Raw genomic sequence first — 17791 nt, forward strand, 5'->3', positions numbered from 1 at the left:
GTCTTTAATACAGCCGGAGTTTACTTGCAAAGTGATTTGCAAACTTATTAAAAAAAAACCAAACTTTAGTCATTGTCCCAGTTTTCAGAACCGATCAGGTCGGCGATGCGATCGCGCAGCAAGAAGTCGCATTTTTCTAGCTCGCACTCCACGCAAGCCCATTCCCGGGGCGGGATGAATTGGCAGAGCGTGTAGATAGGCTGTTGGCGGCTCAGCACGCCCTCGTGTACGAGGTGACGGGCTTCATCCTGGATGACATCTAAAGAGTATTTGATTTTGATAGTGGACTGAATCATAATGCGCCCTCAAGGTTTTAGTAAAAAAAAAATTATGACCTTTGTAATAATATAATCCAAAATTCCGGATATGTAAGTAAAATTTTGTCAGTATAGAGGTATACAATTCACTACGGTTAAGTGAGAAAAATTCTAGCAATGAGGAATAAGTGATCGAATCAGTCTTGGGAGGTAGAGACGCGGCACATTTTTCCTGCTAACAGGTGGATCTGTTGCAAAGCTCATACCCTTCTATATTTCAGACCTCAGTCGAGCGATTTTAGATTTTAGAACTGGGAATGAATGACTGGATATGGGTTTGTAGCTGGCCTACAGTTGCATTCTTTTTTGAAATTGGTATCCATTCGGGAGTTACGGATTAAAGCCCGATTCCCGGTTTCTGGATGCTTCTCCCCCCAAAGGCAGAATTTCTCGCAAGAAACCGGGTTGAGGAATTTAAATCTTGAGGTAGCAAGCAGCAAAGGAAAGATTCAGGAGTCCGGCAACTCAAGCATTACCAGTTTCGTTAATGCCGAAGAGCAATTCTAGAGCGAGAGATTGCGCGGCCGGCATCTGCCCAAAACAGAATACATAAGGAATACTCGGAGGCAAGTGTGGCAAAAATTGCTCTAAAACGTAGGGGCTTCCGTAAATTAATACAGCTTGCAGTTCACCCGTCTTTAATAATTTCTTAAACCAATCTTGAGCTGCTTCGGTCAAACCAGCACTGCCTCGGAAGCAATTGCCGCGAATGAAAATTTGCAGCAGCGTCGGAGAAAAATGCTCTGCACCTGTATTTTCAGCGATCGCGCCTGTGCGATCGTCAATTAGTTGCAATTCGTAACCAAACTTAGCGGGAAGGGCGATCGCCGGAGTGTGGTTGCCCAAAAACTCGCACCCCAAAACATCATCTACAACAATCAAATTCCGCAAAAGCTGGTTTTCTGAGGGCTTTTTCGCCACTAAAGGCAGAGAACCTCCAAATTTCAAAGAATCTCGCAAAATATCCGCAGCAGTTGCCCTTGCCTCTGGGTTTGCCAGCAAACTTAAGTCGATCGAGTCGATCGATGTTGAATTTACTGCTTTTTCCTTTTCCTTTACTAACAAACCGACTTTAGCTTTAGCCGACCAAATTCGCTTGACCGATTCCTTGATTTGTGATATAGAAAGCCGCCCTTGAGTGACAGCTTCGCAGACAGCCAGAATCGCGCCTTCCGGGTCAAGTGGCATCAGCAAAACATCAGCACCAGCCTCAGCCGCCAAAACAGCAGCTTCATTAGTGCCGTACTTATTGGCGATCGCACCCATCACCAAAGCATCCGTCACGATCAAACCTTCAAATCCCAACTCTTCTCGCAGCTTCCCGATCAAAATTTTGCGAGAAAGAGTAGCAGGAAACTCAGCATCCCAAGCCGGAATCAGCAAGTGAGCACTCATCACAGCATCGGCCCCAGCGGCGATCGCCTCGACAAAAGGAGGCAACTCCACCTGGGCCAATCTCGCTGGCGAATGCGGCAAAACCGGCAATTGCAAGTGAGAATCAACCGCCGTGTCTCCGTGGCCGGGAAAATGCTTAGCTGTAGTCAAAACCGGGTGTTGACCTGCGCCCCGAATAAAAGCAGCGGCTAATTTCCCGACAATTTCCGGTGTCTCGCCAAAAGCGCGGACGTTAATCACAGGATTGTCGGGATTGTTGTTAACATCAACCACTGGTCCGAAAATCCAATTTAGACCGATCGCCCTAGCTTCAATCGCAGTGACAGCGCCCATTTGTTCAGCATATCGATCGGCTTTACCTGCATCGTGTCGCGCCACTTCAGCAATCGCCATCGGCGGCCCGAACCAAGTCGCCCCCGCGAACCGCTGGCCGACACCTTCTTCAATATCAGCCGCCAGCAGCAGCGGAAACTTAGCCCAAGACTGCAATTGGTGCGATCGAACCGCTAACTCCGCAGCACTTCCCCCCACCAAAATTACCCCGCCGACGCCCAAATTTTCCAGATAATAGCGGAGCTTGCTAGCGGTTGGTTCCCATTCGGGATAGCGAATTTGGTGGTCGAACAAGCAGCCAGAAGCGCGAACCACGAACATCTGGGCCACAAGTTCTGGTAAGGAAAGATTGTCAATCATGGGTAATGGGAAATTGTGGACTGTTGACTGTGGACTGTTGACTGTTTAATGTTGACTGTTGACTACCTTCAGACACTAATCATCGTCTGCTTCTAAATCATCATCATCATCATTTTCATTGCCATCCGCCAATTCTTCGTCATCAAACATACCTGGTTTGCGATCGGCAGAAAGCTGATTCAGCAGTATCAACATTTTATCGCCCCGTTCCAAAGAATGGTCTTCGAGAAAAATCACTTCCGGCGTGCGGCGCAGTTGCAATCGTTGGCCCAACTGGCTGCGGACGTAGCTAGTTGCTGATTTCAAACCCTCCATAGTCTCAGCCTTTGCCTCATCATTACCGTAGATGCTGACAAAAATTTTTGTATGCTGAAGGTCTCCCGAAACAATTACATCGGTAACGCTAACCATACCGGCACCTACCCGGTCGTCCTTGATTCCATTCAGCAACATCAGGCTGACTTCCCGTTTAATCATTGAAGCTACACGCTCAATGCGACGACTTGTAGCCATAACACCTACTCCTCTACTTTCCTAATCAGCCATTTTCATCCCGATTGACAATTGTAGCGCGATCGGTCAGGGGTGTTACGGGCGATCGTCCGAGTTAGGGGTGAGATACAGCTTAGAGGAAGAAAAATGTTTGATTGCCTATAGGTGAATATATAGCTAATCTAGAGTGAGAGACAGCTTAGAGGAAAAAAATGTTTGATTGGATTGTCAAAACCGCAGCCGATGCTTCAGGGGTAACTAACCAGCTAAAGATAGCTGAATGGGCAAGATTGAACAGGACTAACCCTTTCGATATGGGAGCCAAAAACTACCAACGATGTCTTCATGACTTAAGGTTAGGAGGAAAATATCATGAACTTGAATATAACGAAGATGGCAGCCTACAATATCAATAATTTTGGCGGTTATTCCCTTAATTACGCTTCATAATTTTCCCTTTTCTTATCGATCCCTAATCCATTAATCAATCAAACAGAAACATTTTTTTCCTATCCGCGCCAACGGGCGAAAGGTGACACACTACCTTTTCCGCCTTGGGGAATGAAATTTGTTTGAATTTATAGAATAAACCCAAACTTGTAAAACTCCCTAACATTGGACAGATAGTAAGATAATTAAATCCATCCGCGTATCCGTGTTAAAATTCCTTTATCGCCGTGTTTTTTTAGGGAATAAAGGTCATGGAAAAAGAATTTACAATCGGTCAAAAAGTCCGAGTTGTGGCGATGCCGCCTTACGTCAAAACTGCCGAACCGATGCCGATGCTGCGGCCTGCGAATTTAATTGCGATCGGCGCTGAAGGCGTTGTGATCGATCGGCGTCCCGGCAATTATTGGGGAATTCGCTTTGAAAAAGGTGCTTTTTTGTTAGACAGTCAGTACATTGAAGCGGCGGAAAGTAATGTAGAAGGTAATGGGTAGTGGGGAATGGGGAATTGATCTGATATCCAATTCGTTGGTATCAGAATTATTCACCTCTCTCTTCTGGAGACTCAGCGCCCTCTGCATTGTCTGCGGTTAAATCATTTTGAAACAACAGTAAACGATGTGAGAACTTAAAATCTCCCTTTTCCTTCATCCCTCCACATCCCTCCCTTAAATCCGTTAAATCCCATTGCTTGCTCGTTGCCCAACTTCCTTCTTCAACAAGCCAGCTTAGCCTCAAAAGCCAAAGAATTAACAGGAAACTCCCCCAAAAGTTCTTCTAAAATAGGAGATGTGAAGTTACAAGGCTGAGGTTTTCCCAAATGATAGCCTTGAGCGTAATCTACCCCTAGTTCATTGATTTTATCCATAATTGTTTGATTTTCAACATACTCGGCAATAGTTTTAATTCCCATGACGTGAGCGATTTTGGTAATAGCTTCCACCATTGCGATATCAATAGGATTATCGACAATATGCTTAATAAAATTGCCGTCTATTTTGAGATAATCAACCGGCAAGCTTTTCAGGTAAGCAAAGGAAGACATCCCGCTGCCGAAGTCGTCCAAGGCAAACTGGCAGCCTAGTTCCTTGAGTTGCCAAATCAAGCTGGCTGCCTTACTGAGATTACCGATCGCCACGGTTTCTGTAATTTCAAAACAAATTATTTGCGGCGGTATTTGATGGATGGAAAACTGTTCCTGAATAAACTCGATAAACTTTTCTTCGTTGAGGCTGTCCCCAGAAAGGTTGATTGAATAAAGGCTGGGATATTTGCCAAAGGAGGATTGCGGATTAGACAAAAGAGAGCAAGCAGGGAAGGTAACTATTTTATCGCTGTCTACCCCGGGGTTTTGGACTAATAAATTGGCTGTGAAAATTTTAGATAAATTGCGAAATAAAGTGCTAATTACCCAGCGATCGATCGCGTGCATCAAGTTGTAGCGTTCTGCAGCCGGAATAAACGCCATCGGCGACACCAACTCACCAGTTTCAAGCTGGAGGCGCAGGAGGATTTCGCAGTGGGTTCCGGTGTTTGGAGAGTTGAGCAAAGGTACGATCGGCTGAGAGTACAAGCAAAAGCGATTCTCTTCTAAAGCTTGATGAATTTGCACCACCCACTCGGTGTCGCCATGCTGTTTGATTAATTCTCGATCGCCGGCTTGATAAACCTGCACCCGGTTGCGACCTTTATTTTTAGCAGCGTAGCAAGCCATATCGACCGCGCTCAAAATCGCAGATGTCGAGGCTGTTTTGGGATTGATTGCTACCAAACCGATACTGACGCCGATCGAAAAAGTTTTGTCCTGCCACCCAAACCGGAATCCCTGAATGCTTCGCAGCAGCGTTTCAGCAACATTCAATCCTCGTTCGACGGGACAATGGTACAGGAGTACGGCAAATTCATCACCACCCAGACGCGCCAACATATCGGTTTTGCGGATATTGCTTTTAAATAGCTGGCTGACTTGGCGCAGCAGTTCGTCCCCTGCAGCATGACCGCAGGTGTCGTTAACTATTTTGAAGCGATCGAGATCCAGGTAAAGCATCACGTGTTCTTGCGCGTAACCTTGAGCGCCGTGTAGGGCGTGCTCTAGCTGGTACTCAAATTCCCGGCGGTTGACTAATTGCGTCAGGGGGTCATGAGTTGCCTGCCAGGTGAGTTGCCGCGCTTGAGTTCGCACTTGCGTGACATCTCGAAACACAACGACGGCCCCGACAATTTCGCCGCTGCTAGCGTGGATGGGGGCGACGCAGTGGTCGATCGCAAATTCGGTGTTGTTGCGGTCAATCAGCAAGCTGTTGTGTCCTTGGTCAACAATCCGACCTTCGCACAAAGCGATTTCGGCGATATTTTCGGTCGGGCGCCTGGTAGTTTCGTCAACTATTCTCAGCACACAGGCCAGGGGCAAACCTTTAGCTTCCAATGTAGACCAACCAGTGAGTGTTTCGGCAACTGGATTCAGGGTGGAAATGTAGCCGTCGGCGTCAGTAGTGATGACGCCATCGCCGATCGATTGTAGAGTAACCTGAGCGAGTTCTTTTTCTTCAAAAAATGCTTGTTCCATGCGCTTGCGATCGGTAATATCTCGCTGCACCGACACCCAGTGGGTAACGTTCCCGGAGGTGTCGGCAATGGGTACGCTGTTGAGTTCCACCCAATAAGTTGAACCGTCTTTGCGGTAGTTAATCAATTCTAGGCGTAGGGGTTCTCGGCGAGAGAAAGTACGGCGAATTTTAGCGACTTGGGTGGGGTCGCTTTCTGGGCCGCGCAAGCAACTGGGGGTTTGTCCGATGATTTCTTCGGGTAGGTAGCCCGTCATTTGGGTAAAAGCTTCGTTGGCATAGATGATGGTGGGGTCGGAGATATCGCTGTCTCCGGCATCCATAATCACGATTGCGTCGTTAGCGTTCACTACAGCAGATTCTAAAAGGTGAAGCCTGGCCTCAGCCCGCACGCGGGTAGCAATTTCCCTTTCTAGTCTGGCGTTAGTCAAGCTGAGGGATGCGATCGCTTTTTGCAATTCCTTAGTCCTTTCTGCTACTGAATCGTGCAGAACATCGATCGCCCCGGACATTTCCATCGGGTCAAGTACGCGAAGTATGTTGGTTTGAGTAACTATTCCCAGGAGTTCTCCCTGTTCCCCCGTTACTACTAACCTGCGGACTAAACGCTGGTGCATTTCCTGATGAGCTACCCACAGCGAGTCTTCTTGCTTGAGGCTAAATAAGGGGGTACTCATCACAGTTTGGGCGATCGTTTTCGACAAATCTATATCTAAAGCTTGAAATTCGACAATATCCCGTTCTGTGACTATACCTACTGGAATGGGGAACGGTAAATTTCTCGATAATTCTGTTGATTCGGTAATTACTACGCAGCTAACGCGGTGCTGCGCCATCAACTCGGCTAAACTCCTAACTGACGCAAAGCGAGGTGCTTGAATGACTTGTGCGGTCATTACTTCTTTCACGCGGCGCATTTTTAAAATATTTGCCGGTTTCAGCATGGCTTGGCGAATGCTTTCCGGGGTAATTACTCCTAAGAGTTGACCTTCACTATCCAATATTGGTAAATGCTTAGTTCTTCGTTGCCCCAGCAGAATTAGGGCGCTGAAAATGTCTTGAGTCTCTGATTTTGTGAGAGTTGCAGCAGGCTGCCTCATTACTTCTGCAATGGTGATACCTTTTAAGTTTTTGCCCGAGGCAATCAAATCGACAAGATCCCTTTCTGTGAAGATTCCTTGCAATTGAGAATGTGGAGCAGAGTGGGAGGATAATTTTTCTAGGGATTCTTCCACTACAAAGACGCAGATACCTGTCGCGTCTCTAAATGCGCTTGAGGTGGGGGGATTTGCTATTTCTGTTAGTGGCTGATAGATATCGGTTGGTGGAATGTCTGGGTTTAGAGAGCAAGTTCCGCGCCGTTGACCCATCAGGGTAATTACTTCTGCTAGTGGGGTATCGGGTGCAACTGTCAAGGGGTAGCGGTCAATTACTTGAGCTAAGGTTGGCAGATACTTGGATGAATCGTTTTTGAGCATATTTAATTGAGTTTTGCGATCGCGTGGACTCTGCGACATTCCAAAAAAGTGCTGATTTCCAAGCACTAGGTGGATTTTTACGGCGCTGCTGAGACCTAATTAAAATTTATTGTTGTTAAAAATGCAGCCGAGATTGGACTGGGGATCAAGCCAGTGACTGCTTTTCCTCTACCTATAAAGGTATAAGCTTATCTTTATTTTAAATTAATTTTTCAGTCTCGTGACACTTTTATTAAAAACAAAGTATTTTATGTAAACTTTTTGCGATAGGATCATCCCTAAAATCATCCCTCGTATTGCGAATCATCTCCATCTTCAGAAAGACGCATCGGTTGGCTATATTAGCTAACCTAGAAAAGGTTACTACAAAAGCGCACTGTATTAAATTCGGCAGTGTTAAGTTTTGCGAAATTATGTTTTGCGAGCTTGTCGAGACCATCTATGCGTTGTTGAGGGCAATCGATATCACAGCCCCTCTGTGAATTAGATCGCAGCTTCCGAAAACAACCGTGGTAAGATTGTAGATATCAAGACAAGAAGTTAAATACAGAGTCAGGTGAGGAAAAGGGATTATGAAACGCAATCTATTAGCCGCTACTTTTTTAATTACTCCCCTACTGTTGGCCGGCCCGGCTCGCGCTGAAAATCCCGCTCACGTCAAACAGTTATTGTCAACCGGGCAATGTTTTAAGTGCGACTTGTCAGGAGCAGATTTAACGGGAGCTCATTTAATTGGTGCTGATTTGAGAGAAGCAAATTTACGAGGAGCAAACCTATCTAGTGCCAACCTCGAAGGTGCTGACTTGACGGGTGCTAACTTGACGAGTGCTAACTTAACCCAAGTTTTCCTGACTAATGCCAGTTTAAATGACGCAGACCTCGATCGGGCAAATCTGACCGCAGCCATCATTAACACCGCTGACGTATCCGGCGCATCAATGGAAGATATGACCATCACTAATGCCAAAATCTACAATACCCAAATCGGCGTCGGCGGCAGCTACGACCAGTAAACTCGTTAAAAGAATGGAAAACACCAATTTTGAGGTTATAAACCCGGTTTCTCTCCAGAAACCGGGTTTTTAGTCTTTTTGTAGGCTGCCCCGAAGACTCACATTTTATGTCGTATTTCAAGCGAACAATCTGACGCACCCTACTACGACCGCTAAAAACCCAAATCAACCGCAATTCGGTGCGCGCAAGCAAACCCAGAAAATGCCACCGCATTTAAACCCTGTCCGGGAAACGTACTGTCGCCCACACAATACAAACCAGGCATAGAAGTTCGATTAAACGGCATTCCCAGCAAACCCATTAGCTTCTGTCGCGGAATCGGGCCGTAAGTTCCGTCTTCGCGCCCCAAAAAGCGACGGTGAGAGCGCGCAGTCCCAACTTCCATATAATCCAAACCGGCATCTAAACCGGGAAAAATCTTTTCTAATCTTTCAATAATTCTCCCTCCCGCCTCTTCCTTTTTCTCCTCGTATTCCTGCTGCGAAAGTCCTTCCCACTCTTCCATCCAACTCGAAGTAAAAGCGTGAACGATGTGATATCCTGCGGGAGCTAAATCCGGGTCGAGCACGGTCGGGATTGACACCAAAACAGTTCCCTCCGGCGCTTCCATTTTGTCCCAATCTTCTAACAAAATGTGGTGGCAGGCACTACCCGCAGGGATTACGCTTGCTTCCACTCCCAAATGCAAACTCAAGAAACTGGGGGCTTTTTGATAGCGCTGCTGCCATTTCTTCTCGCTAGCGGGCATCTCTTCTGCAGGCAGCAACTTCTCGAAAGTATCCCATCGCGTGGCGTTAGAAACTATCCGCTTTGCGCGGTAAACTTCGCCGGTTGCTAGCTCGACTCCGACAGCGCGACCGTTTTCTGTGATAATTTTTTTCGCTTTAGCTTTGTATTGAATTTTCCCGCCGCATTTTTCTAATCCTTCTACTAATTTTTGGGCGATTTGACCGACTCCGCCTTTGGGATAATTTATGCCGCCGTAATGTCTGTCGGAAAATACCATGCCGGCGTTAATCATCGGCGTCAAGTCTGCGGGTACTACAGACCAGTAGTAGCATTCCATGTCGATAAATTTCAGCAAAGTAGGGTCTTTTATGTAGCGCCGCGCAATGTCGCCAGTATTTTGAGGGAGATATTTTACTAATCCCAAACAGGCTAAAGGATTCTGAAAAAAGACTCGGACTAGATATCCGGGTTCTTCTAGGGATAGCAATTCCATCCCGTTGAGGCAGTTAAAGACGTTCCAGCATTCGCCGTAAAATTTGTGGATTCCTTCGCGTTCGTGAGGGAACCTGTCTGTTAATTCTTGCAAGTATTTATCATAAGCCTGGGGAACTTCAAGTTCTAAGCCGCTGGGTAAGTGATAGTGAAGCTGTACGGGGTCGGGAATCGTTTCTAAGGTGACGTTGACTGCTTTCAGGGCGCGGGTGAGGAGGTTGGTGGTGCCGCGCTGTCCGAAGCCAAAAATCATGGAGGCGCCGACATCGAATCTGTAGCCTTCTCGATCGAAATATCCAGCGCTACCCCCCGGAATTGTATAGCTTTCGAGCACTAAAACTTTGGCTTTCTTAGCGGCTAGCTGGGTGGCAGTCACCAGTCCGCCAATGCCGGAACCGATGACAATTACATCAAACTCTTGCTCTGTAGGGCGGGAGTTGGAAGAAAATAACTGGGATTGGGTAGGAGCTGACATTCGGTTAAAAATCTTAATATTTCTATGATTTTACAGTCGATCGCTCCCCAAGCAAGAAGTTCGGCAACAGATTATGTAGCGGATGTAACGGATGTCAGGAAGACCGAAGTTCGGCAATGCCCAATATCCAATATCCAATGCCCGATGCCCAATGCCCGATGCCCAATGCCCCAGCTTCAAAAAAAAATGCGGGAACAGTCTACCATTGCCGACTGCCCCCGTCTGCCGATCCTTTGAGAGGAGAACACTAAAAATCACTATAGCCTTGTTGCTAATTACTGTCAATACTATTGGAAAAATATTTCAATAAGCTGATGGAGGTCGATCGGCGAATGGGTTCTAACTCATATCTGGCACAATTCTCGCTTAACAGGCTTTCCGGCCTGTTCCACAAAGAGTGAGTTTTTTTGTGGGGAGTAGGGGTTGGGCAGGAGAGCCGGCCCGTGGAAGGCTTATTAACAAGGGTGCAAAATGTCAGTTCTAACCGATGGCTGGTGGTTGTTGCAATAGTCCGGTAGTCCGGCGGAGGTTTGAACCCGTGACGGCAATCTTAAAAATAGTGCAAGATGTCGATTCTCAATCTCTGGCTTGTATGCGCCCTCAAGGATGTGATAAGTTGCACAGAGCGATCGATCGCCGGTTGGCGAAGCCCTCGAAGAAGATCGATCGCACCGCATAAAATCCTCAAACCTAGCACTCTCCCCAATTTCCTAATGTCCCTGCAACTGCGCGTTTACGTTCCCCCGCATCCGTTAATTAAACACTGGCTGGCTGTCGCCCGCGACGCCGCCACCCCCTCGGTACTTTTTCGTTCTGCGATGACAGAATTGGGAAGGTGGCTGGCTTACGAGGCAATTCGAGAATGGCTGCCGACAGTGGAAACAACGGTGCAGACCCCTGTGGGCGAATGTCCGGCGACTTTTATCAACCCGGAAGCTCCGTTAGTTGTGGTACCGATTTTGCGGGCGGGTTTGGCACTGCTCGAAGGAATTCAGACGGTTGTACCGCTGGCTTCGGTTTACCACCTCGGCATGGCAAGAAATGAGGAGACGCTGCAACCGACTTGTTATTTGAACAAATTGCCGGCGCAGTTTAACCCGGACACGCGGGTGATAATTAGCGAGCCGATGCTGGCGACTGGCGGCACGATTATAGCGACAATGCAGGAATTGACGAAGCGGGGAATTGACCCGAGCTTGATTCGGATTATCTCTGTGGTGGCTGCTCCTCCGGCTTTGAAGAGGCTGAGTGCAGAGTACCCGAGTTTGATGATTTACACGGCAACGATCGACGAAATAGTCAACGAACAGGGCTTTATTGTACCTGGTTTGGGAGATGCGGGCGATCGAACTTACGGCACATGAACAAGTCCGTCAGTCAATTTTAGATTTTAGATTTTAGATTTTAGATTGACTCGACAGATAAATCTGGGGGCTTGTATCCCTTTGTGGGTGAGGTGAGTGGTTCCAGGAATCAGTTGCTGAAAGCTGGGGGAAAAAGATGACCCTGGTTTGGTAAAAGCAGGCACAGAGAGAGTTAGAATCAAAAGTACAAGTCAAAAATAAATAGCTTTTAGCACTCATTGCCCGTGAAACTTGATTCTGTTCCGCCAAGCTTGTCTGCTTCTGACTCAGTAAACCTCAATTATGATTTGCCACAACAGGTACAACTACAAATAAAAGAGGTTACTGATATTTGTGCTGCTTTAACCCCGGAGCCCGCTGAACTCTCAGGGACTGTAAATCCCGATATTTGTCAGGAACAAAAGAAACTGAAGCCCAAGCACTGGGCAGTTTTTGCTTCGACTTTTGCAACTATTTTTTTAGCTGAAATAGGAGACAAAACTCAGCTCGCGATTTTGCTGATGACGGCTGAATCTCGAAATCCTTGGATCGTTTTTGCGGGTGCGGGTTCGGCTTTGATAGCAACCAGTTTGCTGGGGGTGTTGCTGGGAAGGTGGCTGGCGAGTCGGATTGCTCCGAGAACTTTGGAGAGAGCAGCCGGAGTGATTTTGCTGGCAATTTCGGCAGTTCTGCTGTGGGAAGTGCTGGGTTAATTGTCTGCCTGTCGGTAAGTCGTAGATTTCTACAAGAGCTAACTAAGAACTGAAAAAAATATGGACTGGCAACTTTTGGGAATCAGTTTTATTACAGTGTTTTTGTCAGAATTGGGAGACAAAAGTCAATTAGCTGCGATCGCCTTGGGCAGCAGTTGTAACTCGCCGCGGGCTGTATTTTTCGGTACGGCGTCGGCGCTGCTGCTGGCGAGTTTAATCGGCGTGGCGATCGGCTTCAGCACTGCAGAGGTGTTGCCGGAACGACTGGTAAAGGGGCTCGCAGGGATCGGATTTGCGGTGATGGGCTTGCGCCTGCTGTGGCCAAAAACTGATTTACCGGAAGCATCCGAGTAAGGCGTGCCATCGGTCGATTTTAGATGTTAGATTTTAGATTTTAGATTTACCCCACAGATGAATCTGGGAGTTTGAACAAGAGTCTAAAATTTTGAGTTCTCCACAACAGGAGTCGTTCGCAAGTATCCGTTTTTGGGCGGATCAGGAAACTGGACAGTATAGTTATATCAAATCTGTTTGCATCGGAATGATGCCTATCTCTCTTCTCGACCTCTGCGTGAATTAGCGTCAATCCATTGTCATCTGCGGTTAATACATTCTCTTTTTTTAACCGCCGATGAGGACAGATTTACACAGATTAACGCAGATGAATTCTATCAATTCCGGTTGCAGCGTCAGTGATTTTTGACTGTTGACTGCATTTTACGCCTGACGATGCTAACAGATTTCATATTATTGGATAAATGTTTGATTGATAGGGAAACCGCCGATGCAACGCAGGTCCATTTCAAGCCTAGTTTACGATCGCGTTAAAATTTAAAAAATTAGCGGGGGGCGTGAATTCACGCCCCCCGCTGCTGGTTGAGTTTTTTTTCTGCACTCAACATTTCAGCATTGTGTCGATTAAACTTGGTTTTGGTAGCACCAGCCCAGCAGCGTACCGGCGACAGCCAACTTCAGCGCTTCCAATGCAAAATAGCCTTGGTGCAGTAGATTCATCCCGGCGGGCACTTCTGCTGTTTCACCGAACAGATTTAGCTGGATTCCTAGGGCGCTCATTTGGGGTGTCAGGCCGTAGGTGTCAATCAGGGCGATCGCCAGAAGTACCAATGATAATAAGATTGCTGTGCGGCTGCGCTTGCCGAAGTCACCGACTAAATTGCTCAAAACCATCAAACCCGTTGCCACCAGGCCCGAACAGATTAACTCAACCCGGTTGAATCCCCAGAACATTAGATTTCCGGCCGTTGTAAACTCGGGAGATGTCATCATGCCAGATACGTAGAGACTGGGCATAATTACTAGATCCAAAATCAGGCTAACGCTGAGCCAGAAAATTAGGGCCACCATGACAATTGCTTGCCAGCGCGGTTTGATTGATTCCACTCTTGATGTTGTAATAGCTGTCATATAATTCGACCCTCTAAAATTTTCTTCTGCCTTTTCTAGAGTTTAACTAACTTTTTTCTAAAATTCTGTTAAGTATTTTTAAATTAATGGTAACTTTTGTGTAACATACCCTGAAGAATTGTTAAGCTCACTTATGCTGGTCATTACCTCCGTTAACTAATACTAATTCGGAAAAAGTACGGAATAAATTAATAATTACTCGCAGGAATTATGCACCGCGACCAAAGACATCTGTTGTTGACCCCGATCAAACACCGTAACGTATTTTTTTTATAAAAAACCCGGTTTCTGCGTTCAGAAATAACTCCTAATTTAACTGTAGATGCCTAAATTTCAATTATCCTCTTGGTTGCCCCGTCTCCCCCCTCAAGTCTGGATTCTTGCTGCCGGCAGATTCCTCTCCCAAAGCGGCACCGGTTTTACTTTATTTTACGCGCCGATATTTTTTGTCGATCGCGTGGGTTTATCTGCTACTGCTGTTGGGATTGGTTTGGGTAGCGGTTCAGTTTCGGGAATATTCGGCAGAATTTTGGGCGGTTCTTTTTGTGATTCAAAATTTTGGGGAAGGCGGCGAACTTTATTGATGGCGGCAGTTATTTGTGCTGTGGCTTCTTTTGTACTGGCGGCGACTAATGATTTCGTTGGCTTAATTGCGGGCAATTTACTGATGGGTTTTGGTGTGGGTTTGTATTGGCCTCCAACCGAGACGATGGTGGCGGATTTAACGGAGGGCGAACAGCGACAGGAGGCTTTTGCTTTGACGCGGCTTGCTGATAATTTGGGTTTGCAAGTTGGGATTATTTTGGGCGGTTTGTTGATTGAGTTAACGGGGAACTATCGATCGCTCTTTATTATTGATGGTATCTCGTTTTTAGTGCTGTTTGCGGTGGTGGCGATCGCGATCGCCGAAACCTACAAACCAGCTAATCCAGGGGATAGAGGCAAAAAAAATCGGGAAAATGGTTGGATGGTGGCGCTGAGCGATCGAAGTCTTCTAGTTTATGCTTTAGTAAATACCCTGTTCACATTATATATTTCCCAAATCCAAACCACAATGCCGCTCTACTTTAGCAAGTTTGTCGCGGTAGGGACGAGAACAGGCTTTTCAACAGGTACAATTACCGTTTTGTTTGCTTTTAGCACGTTTTTAACTGTGGCTTTGCAACTGCCGATTGTTAAAGCTTTGAGGCCATTTTCCCATCCTAAAGCTTTGATGATTTCTGCGCTGCTGTGGGGAATGGGATTTATCGCGATCGGCTTGACGGGAATGGCTGCAACTGGCAATCTATTTTTAGCTGTTTTAGGCTTGAGCTTTTTGTCGGTGGCGACTGTTGCTTATACGCCTTTTGCTTCGGCTTTGGTGGTGGATTTAGCGCCAGAGTCTTTGCGGGGCGTGTATTTGGCCGTTAGTTCTCAGTGTTGGGCGATCGGCTATTTAATCGGGCCGCCGCTGGGCGGTTTGGCTTTGGATGGAGGTAAATGGGCGGCGGATAATTTTTGGTTGGGTTTAGCTTTGAGTGTCGGCGCGGCTATTTTTATTTTGCAAAAGCTCGATCGAATGTTGAAAAGTAGAATCTAATATTCAGTTGTTCGTTTAGAACTAAGACAAAAAACCCGGTTTCTGCGTCAATATCTCTCGGTTCGATACCATATTTTTCAGAGAAACCGGGTTTGTTAGTCCGCGTGCGTCCAAGACTTTAGTTGTTAGCATTAACAGTCAACAGTCAACAGTTAACCGTCAACTAACTAATTTATTTTCGTCGATCGCCCAATTTGCTGTAAACTGCTCTCAAATCAACTTGATGGTGAGCCAAAGCAACTAAAGCGTGATAAAATAAATCCGCCACTTCCCCAGCAATCCCCTCTTTGTCGTCATCTTTGCAAGCCATCACAACTTCCGCCGACTCTTCGCCAATTTTCTTGAGAATCTTGTTGTCGCCGCCTTCAAACAACTTGCAAGTATAAGAACTTTCGTTAGGATGGTCGCGGCGATCGCAAATTACCGCAAATAATTGAGATAACATATCCCCTGGTGGCGGTGAAATTTCCCCATCAACTTGGTGAAAACAACTTCTTTCTCCCGTGTGACAAGCAATATCTCCGACTTGTTCGACAGTCACCAGCAAAGCATCGCTATCGCAGTCGTAACGCAGCCCTTTGACATTTTGAACGTGTCCCGAAGTTGCGCCTTTTGGCCACAATTCGCAACGAGAACGACTCCAGAACCAAGTTTGCCCGGTAGAGAGCGTTTTTTGCAGCGACTCCCGATTCATCCAGGCCATCATTAACACCGTACCGTCCAAATAATCTTGGACGATCGCAGGTACTAAACCGCGATCGTCGTAACGAATCTTTTCAATTGGGATCGATCGGCTCAAACTCGATAAATCAGTAGTAGACATAATTTTATTTCAACTTTGTAATATAGATTAACGCTTTCCTGTCGGAGATTGTTTTTTTATTAACCGCAGAGAACGCAGAGGACGCAGAGGAAGAGAAGAGAGAAGATTGAGCAAGGGATGGGTAAATTGTCAAGAACTCTTTTACAAAAAATTACACTTTAGGGCAATCGATGCGGGTGCTACAAAGCCTAAAAAACCCAAGCTACTATTGCTACTCATTGGTTTGTACCTTAAAATCTATTAACATAGTTTCCTTGAATCGACCTAACCATTATCCTGAAGTCGCTATAAAAGTATCCTACCAACAACAGACCTTCACTAAGGAGAAAACATTGGTTTCCACAACCTTGAAAACGACCAAATCCGAAGAAATTTTCGCCGCTGCCCAAAAGTTGATGCCAGGTGGCGTCAGTTCCCCCGTCCGCGCCTTCAAATCTGTAGGCGGACAGCCCATTGTATTCGATCGAGTCAAAGGAGCCTATGTTTGGGACGTTGACGAAAACCAATACATCGACTATGTAGGCACTTGGGGCCCGGCCATCTGCGGCCACGCCCACCCGGAAGTCATCAAAGCGCTGCACGAATCTTTAGAAAAAGGTACGAGTTTCGGCGCACCATCGGTGTTGGAAAACGTACTGGCGGAAATGGTCATCGATGCCGTTCCCAGCATTGAAATGGTGCGATTTGTCAACTCCGGCACCGAAGCCTGTATGGCCGTTTTGCGGCTGATGCGAGCTTTCACCGGACGCGATAAACTGATCAAATTTGAAGGCTGCTATCACGGGCACGCCGATATGTTCTTGGTAAAAGCCGGTTCCGGCGTCGCAACTCTGGGCCTTCCCGACTCCCCGGGCGTCCCGAAATCCGTTACCGCCAATACCCTCAACGCTCCCTACAATGACTTAGAAGCAGTCAAAGCTTTATTTGCCGAAAATCCAGGCGAGATAGCAGGCGTAATTCTCGAACCAGTGGTGGGGAATGCCGGTTTTATTACCCCGGATGCAGGTTTTCTCGAAGGTTTGCGGGAAATTACTAAAGAAAACGGCGCTTTGTTAGTTTTTGATGAAGTAATGACCGGTTTCCGCATCGCCTACGGCGGAGCTCAGGAAAGATTCGGCGTTACACCGGATTTGACTACTTTGGGTAAAGTTATCGGTGGCGGTTTGCCGGTGGGAGCTTACGGGGGAAGGCGGGATATTATGGGGATGGTGGCTCCTGCTGGGCCGATGTATCAAGCGGGTACGCTTTCGGGAAATCCTTTGGCGATGACTGCGGGGATTAAGACTTTGGAATTGCTGCAAAAACCCGGCACTTACGAACAGTTGGATAAGATTACCAAAAAACTGTCGGATGGATTGCTAAAAATTGCTAAGGAAGCCGGACACGCGGTTTGGGGCGGCCAAATTAGCGGGATGTTTGGCTTGTTTTTTGCGGCTGGCCCGATTCACAATTACGAGGATGCGAAGAAGTCGGATTTGACGAAGTTCAGCCGCTTTCACCGGGGAATGTTGGAGCACGGTATTTATCTTGCTCCTTCGCAGTTTGAGGCGGGATTTACTTCTTTGGCTCATACTGACGAAGATATCGATCGAACTTTGGCTGCCGCGCGTGAAGTGATGGCAAGTATTTAACGTTTGCAGTAAGGATGTTCGTCCTTAAAACTCAGGAATAAATAATTAAAGTCCTTGCTGTTTGTTGGCAGTAAGGACTTTAATTTTTAAATGCTTTATCTAAATAGGGCTTGCTGAATAATCGATCGCTTTCCCAATAACAGAAGCGATCGATATATTCAACCAGAGTTAACTATGAGTT

General features: G+C 46.7%; 16 protein-coding genes. 9 read left to right on the plus strand and 7 right to left on the minus strand.

The genetic code is table 11. From position 1 onward, the window contains the following. Window positions 1–65: 65 nt before the first annotated feature. The 3 genes from QUB33_RS17980 to rbfA all read right to left on the minus strand — a co-directional run bounded on the left by QUB33_RS17980 (window position 66) and on the right by rbfA (window position 2918). Window positions 66–296 (minus strand): DUF4327 family protein, encoded by a 231-nt coding sequence (locus QUB33_RS17980; RefSeq protein ID WP_006635016.1) that lies wholly within the window; start codon window positions 294–296, stop codon window positions 66–68. 486 nt (window positions 297–782) lie between these two features. Further along, window positions 783–2405 carry a glycoside hydrolase family 3 N-terminal domain-containing protein gene (locus QUB33_RS17985; protein WP_333352075.1) on the minus strand — a complete coding sequence of 541 codons (1623 nt, stop codon included), beginning with the start codon at window positions 2403–2405 and terminating at the stop codon, window positions 783–785. 75 nt (window positions 2406–2480) lie between these two features. Then, a complete protein-coding gene (gene rbfA / locus QUB33_RS17990) occupies window positions 2481–2918 on the minus strand; it encodes a 30S ribosome-binding factor RbfA (RefSeq protein WP_333352077.1) in 438 nt (145 codons plus the stop codon). 191 nt (window positions 2919–3109) lie between these two features. Here rbfA and QUB33_RS17995 point away from each other — a divergent pair, with 191 nt between their 5' ends. Both QUB33_RS17995 and sipA read left to right on the plus strand, forming a co-directional pair. Further along, the gene (locus QUB33_RS17995; RefSeq protein WP_333352079.1) at window positions 3110–3313 is read left to right on the plus strand and encodes a hypothetical protein; all 204 of its coding nucleotides are present in this window, start codon (window positions 3110–3112) and stop codon (window positions 3311–3313) included. A 285-nt stretch (window positions 3314–3598) separates the two neighbouring features. Continuing rightward, entirely contained in the window at window positions 3599–3838 is a 240-nt protein-coding gene (gene sipA, locus QUB33_RS18000) for a regulatory protein SipA (protein ID WP_006635020.1), read from the plus strand. A 221-nt stretch (window positions 3839–4059) separates the two neighbouring features. On the opposite strand, the gene QUB33_RS18005 is transcribed toward sipA, so the two are convergent. Further along, complete coding sequence (locus tag QUB33_RS18005; RefSeq protein ID WP_333352082.1) at window positions 4060–7425, minus strand: EAL domain-containing protein; 3366 nt, start codon at window positions 7423–7425, stop codon at window positions 4060–4062. A 533-nt stretch (window positions 7426–7958) separates the two neighbouring features. Between QUB33_RS18005 and QUB33_RS18010 the strand changes: the two genes are divergently transcribed. Continuing rightward, a complete protein-coding gene (locus QUB33_RS18010; protein ID WP_333174688.1) occupies window positions 7959–8399 on the plus strand; it encodes a pentapeptide repeat-containing protein in 441 nt (146 codons plus the stop codon). Window positions 8400–8551: 152 nt separating this feature from the next. Here the strand turns inward: QUB33_RS18010 and crtH are convergent, their stop codons facing one another. After that, window positions 8552–10096, minus strand: a complete 1545-nt coding sequence (gene crtH / locus QUB33_RS18015) for a carotenoid isomerase (protein WP_333352084.1) — start codon at window positions 10094–10096, stop codon at window positions 8552–8554. A gap of 538 nt (window positions 10097–10634) precedes the next feature. Between crtH and QUB33_RS18020 the strand changes: the two genes are divergently transcribed. From QUB33_RS18020 to QUB33_RS18035, 4 genes are all read left to right on the plus strand, one after another. After that, window positions 10635–10775 carry a hypothetical protein gene (locus QUB33_RS18020; protein ID WP_333352086.1) on the plus strand — a complete coding sequence of 47 codons (141 nt, stop codon included), beginning with the start codon at window positions 10635–10637 and terminating at the stop codon, window positions 10773–10775. 34 nt (window positions 10776–10809) lie between these two features. Further along, on the plus strand, window positions 10810–11460 hold the full coding sequence (gene upp, locus QUB33_RS18025) for a uracil phosphoribosyltransferase (RefSeq protein ID WP_333352088.1): 651 nt from the start codon (window positions 10810–10812) through the stop codon (window positions 11458–11460). A gap of 224 nt (window positions 11461–11684) precedes the next feature. Continuing rightward, a complete protein-coding gene (locus QUB33_RS18030; RefSeq protein ID WP_333352090.1) occupies window positions 11685–12152 on the plus strand; it encodes a TMEM165/GDT1 family protein in 468 nt (155 codons plus the stop codon). A 60-nt stretch (window positions 12153–12212) separates the two neighbouring features. Then, a complete protein-coding gene (locus QUB33_RS18035) occupies window positions 12213–12506 on the plus strand; it encodes a TMEM165/GDT1 family protein (RefSeq protein ID WP_333352092.1) in 294 nt (97 codons plus the stop codon). Between the two features lie 564 nt (window positions 12507–13070). On the opposite strand, the gene QUB33_RS18040 is transcribed toward QUB33_RS18035, so the two are convergent. Continuing rightward, window positions 13071–13577, minus strand: coding sequence for a DUF4149 domain-containing protein (locus QUB33_RS18040; protein WP_190658038.1), 507 nt, complete (start codon window positions 13575–13577; stop codon window positions 13071–13073). A gap of 322 nt (window positions 13578–13899) precedes the next feature. Between QUB33_RS18040 and QUB33_RS18045 the strand changes: the two genes are divergently transcribed. Beyond that, window positions 13900–15156, plus strand: a complete 1257-nt coding sequence (locus QUB33_RS18045) for an MFS transporter (protein WP_333352095.1) — start codon at window positions 13900–13902, stop codon at window positions 15154–15156. A gap of 172 nt (window positions 15157–15328) precedes the next feature. Here the strand turns inward: QUB33_RS18045 and hisIE are convergent, their stop codons facing one another. After that, entirely contained in the window at window positions 15329–15979 is a 651-nt protein-coding gene (gene hisIE, locus QUB33_RS18050) for a bifunctional phosphoribosyl-AMP cyclohydrolase/phosphoribosyl-ATP diphosphatase HisIE (RefSeq protein ID WP_333352097.1), read from the minus strand. Window positions 15980–16311: 332 nt separating this feature from the next. Between hisIE and hemL the strand changes: the two genes are divergently transcribed. Continuing rightward, window positions 16312–17610 (plus strand): glutamate-1-semialdehyde 2,1-aminomutase, encoded by a 1299-nt coding sequence (gene hemL / locus QUB33_RS18055; protein WP_333352099.1) that lies wholly within the window; start codon window positions 16312–16314, stop codon window positions 17608–17610. Window positions 17611–17791 lie beyond the last annotated feature (181 nt).

It is taken from the genome of Microcoleus sp. B3-A4, from assembly GCF_036705385.1.
Lineage (GTDB): Bacteria > Cyanobacteriota > Cyanobacteriia > Cyanobacteriales > Microcoleaceae > Microcoleus.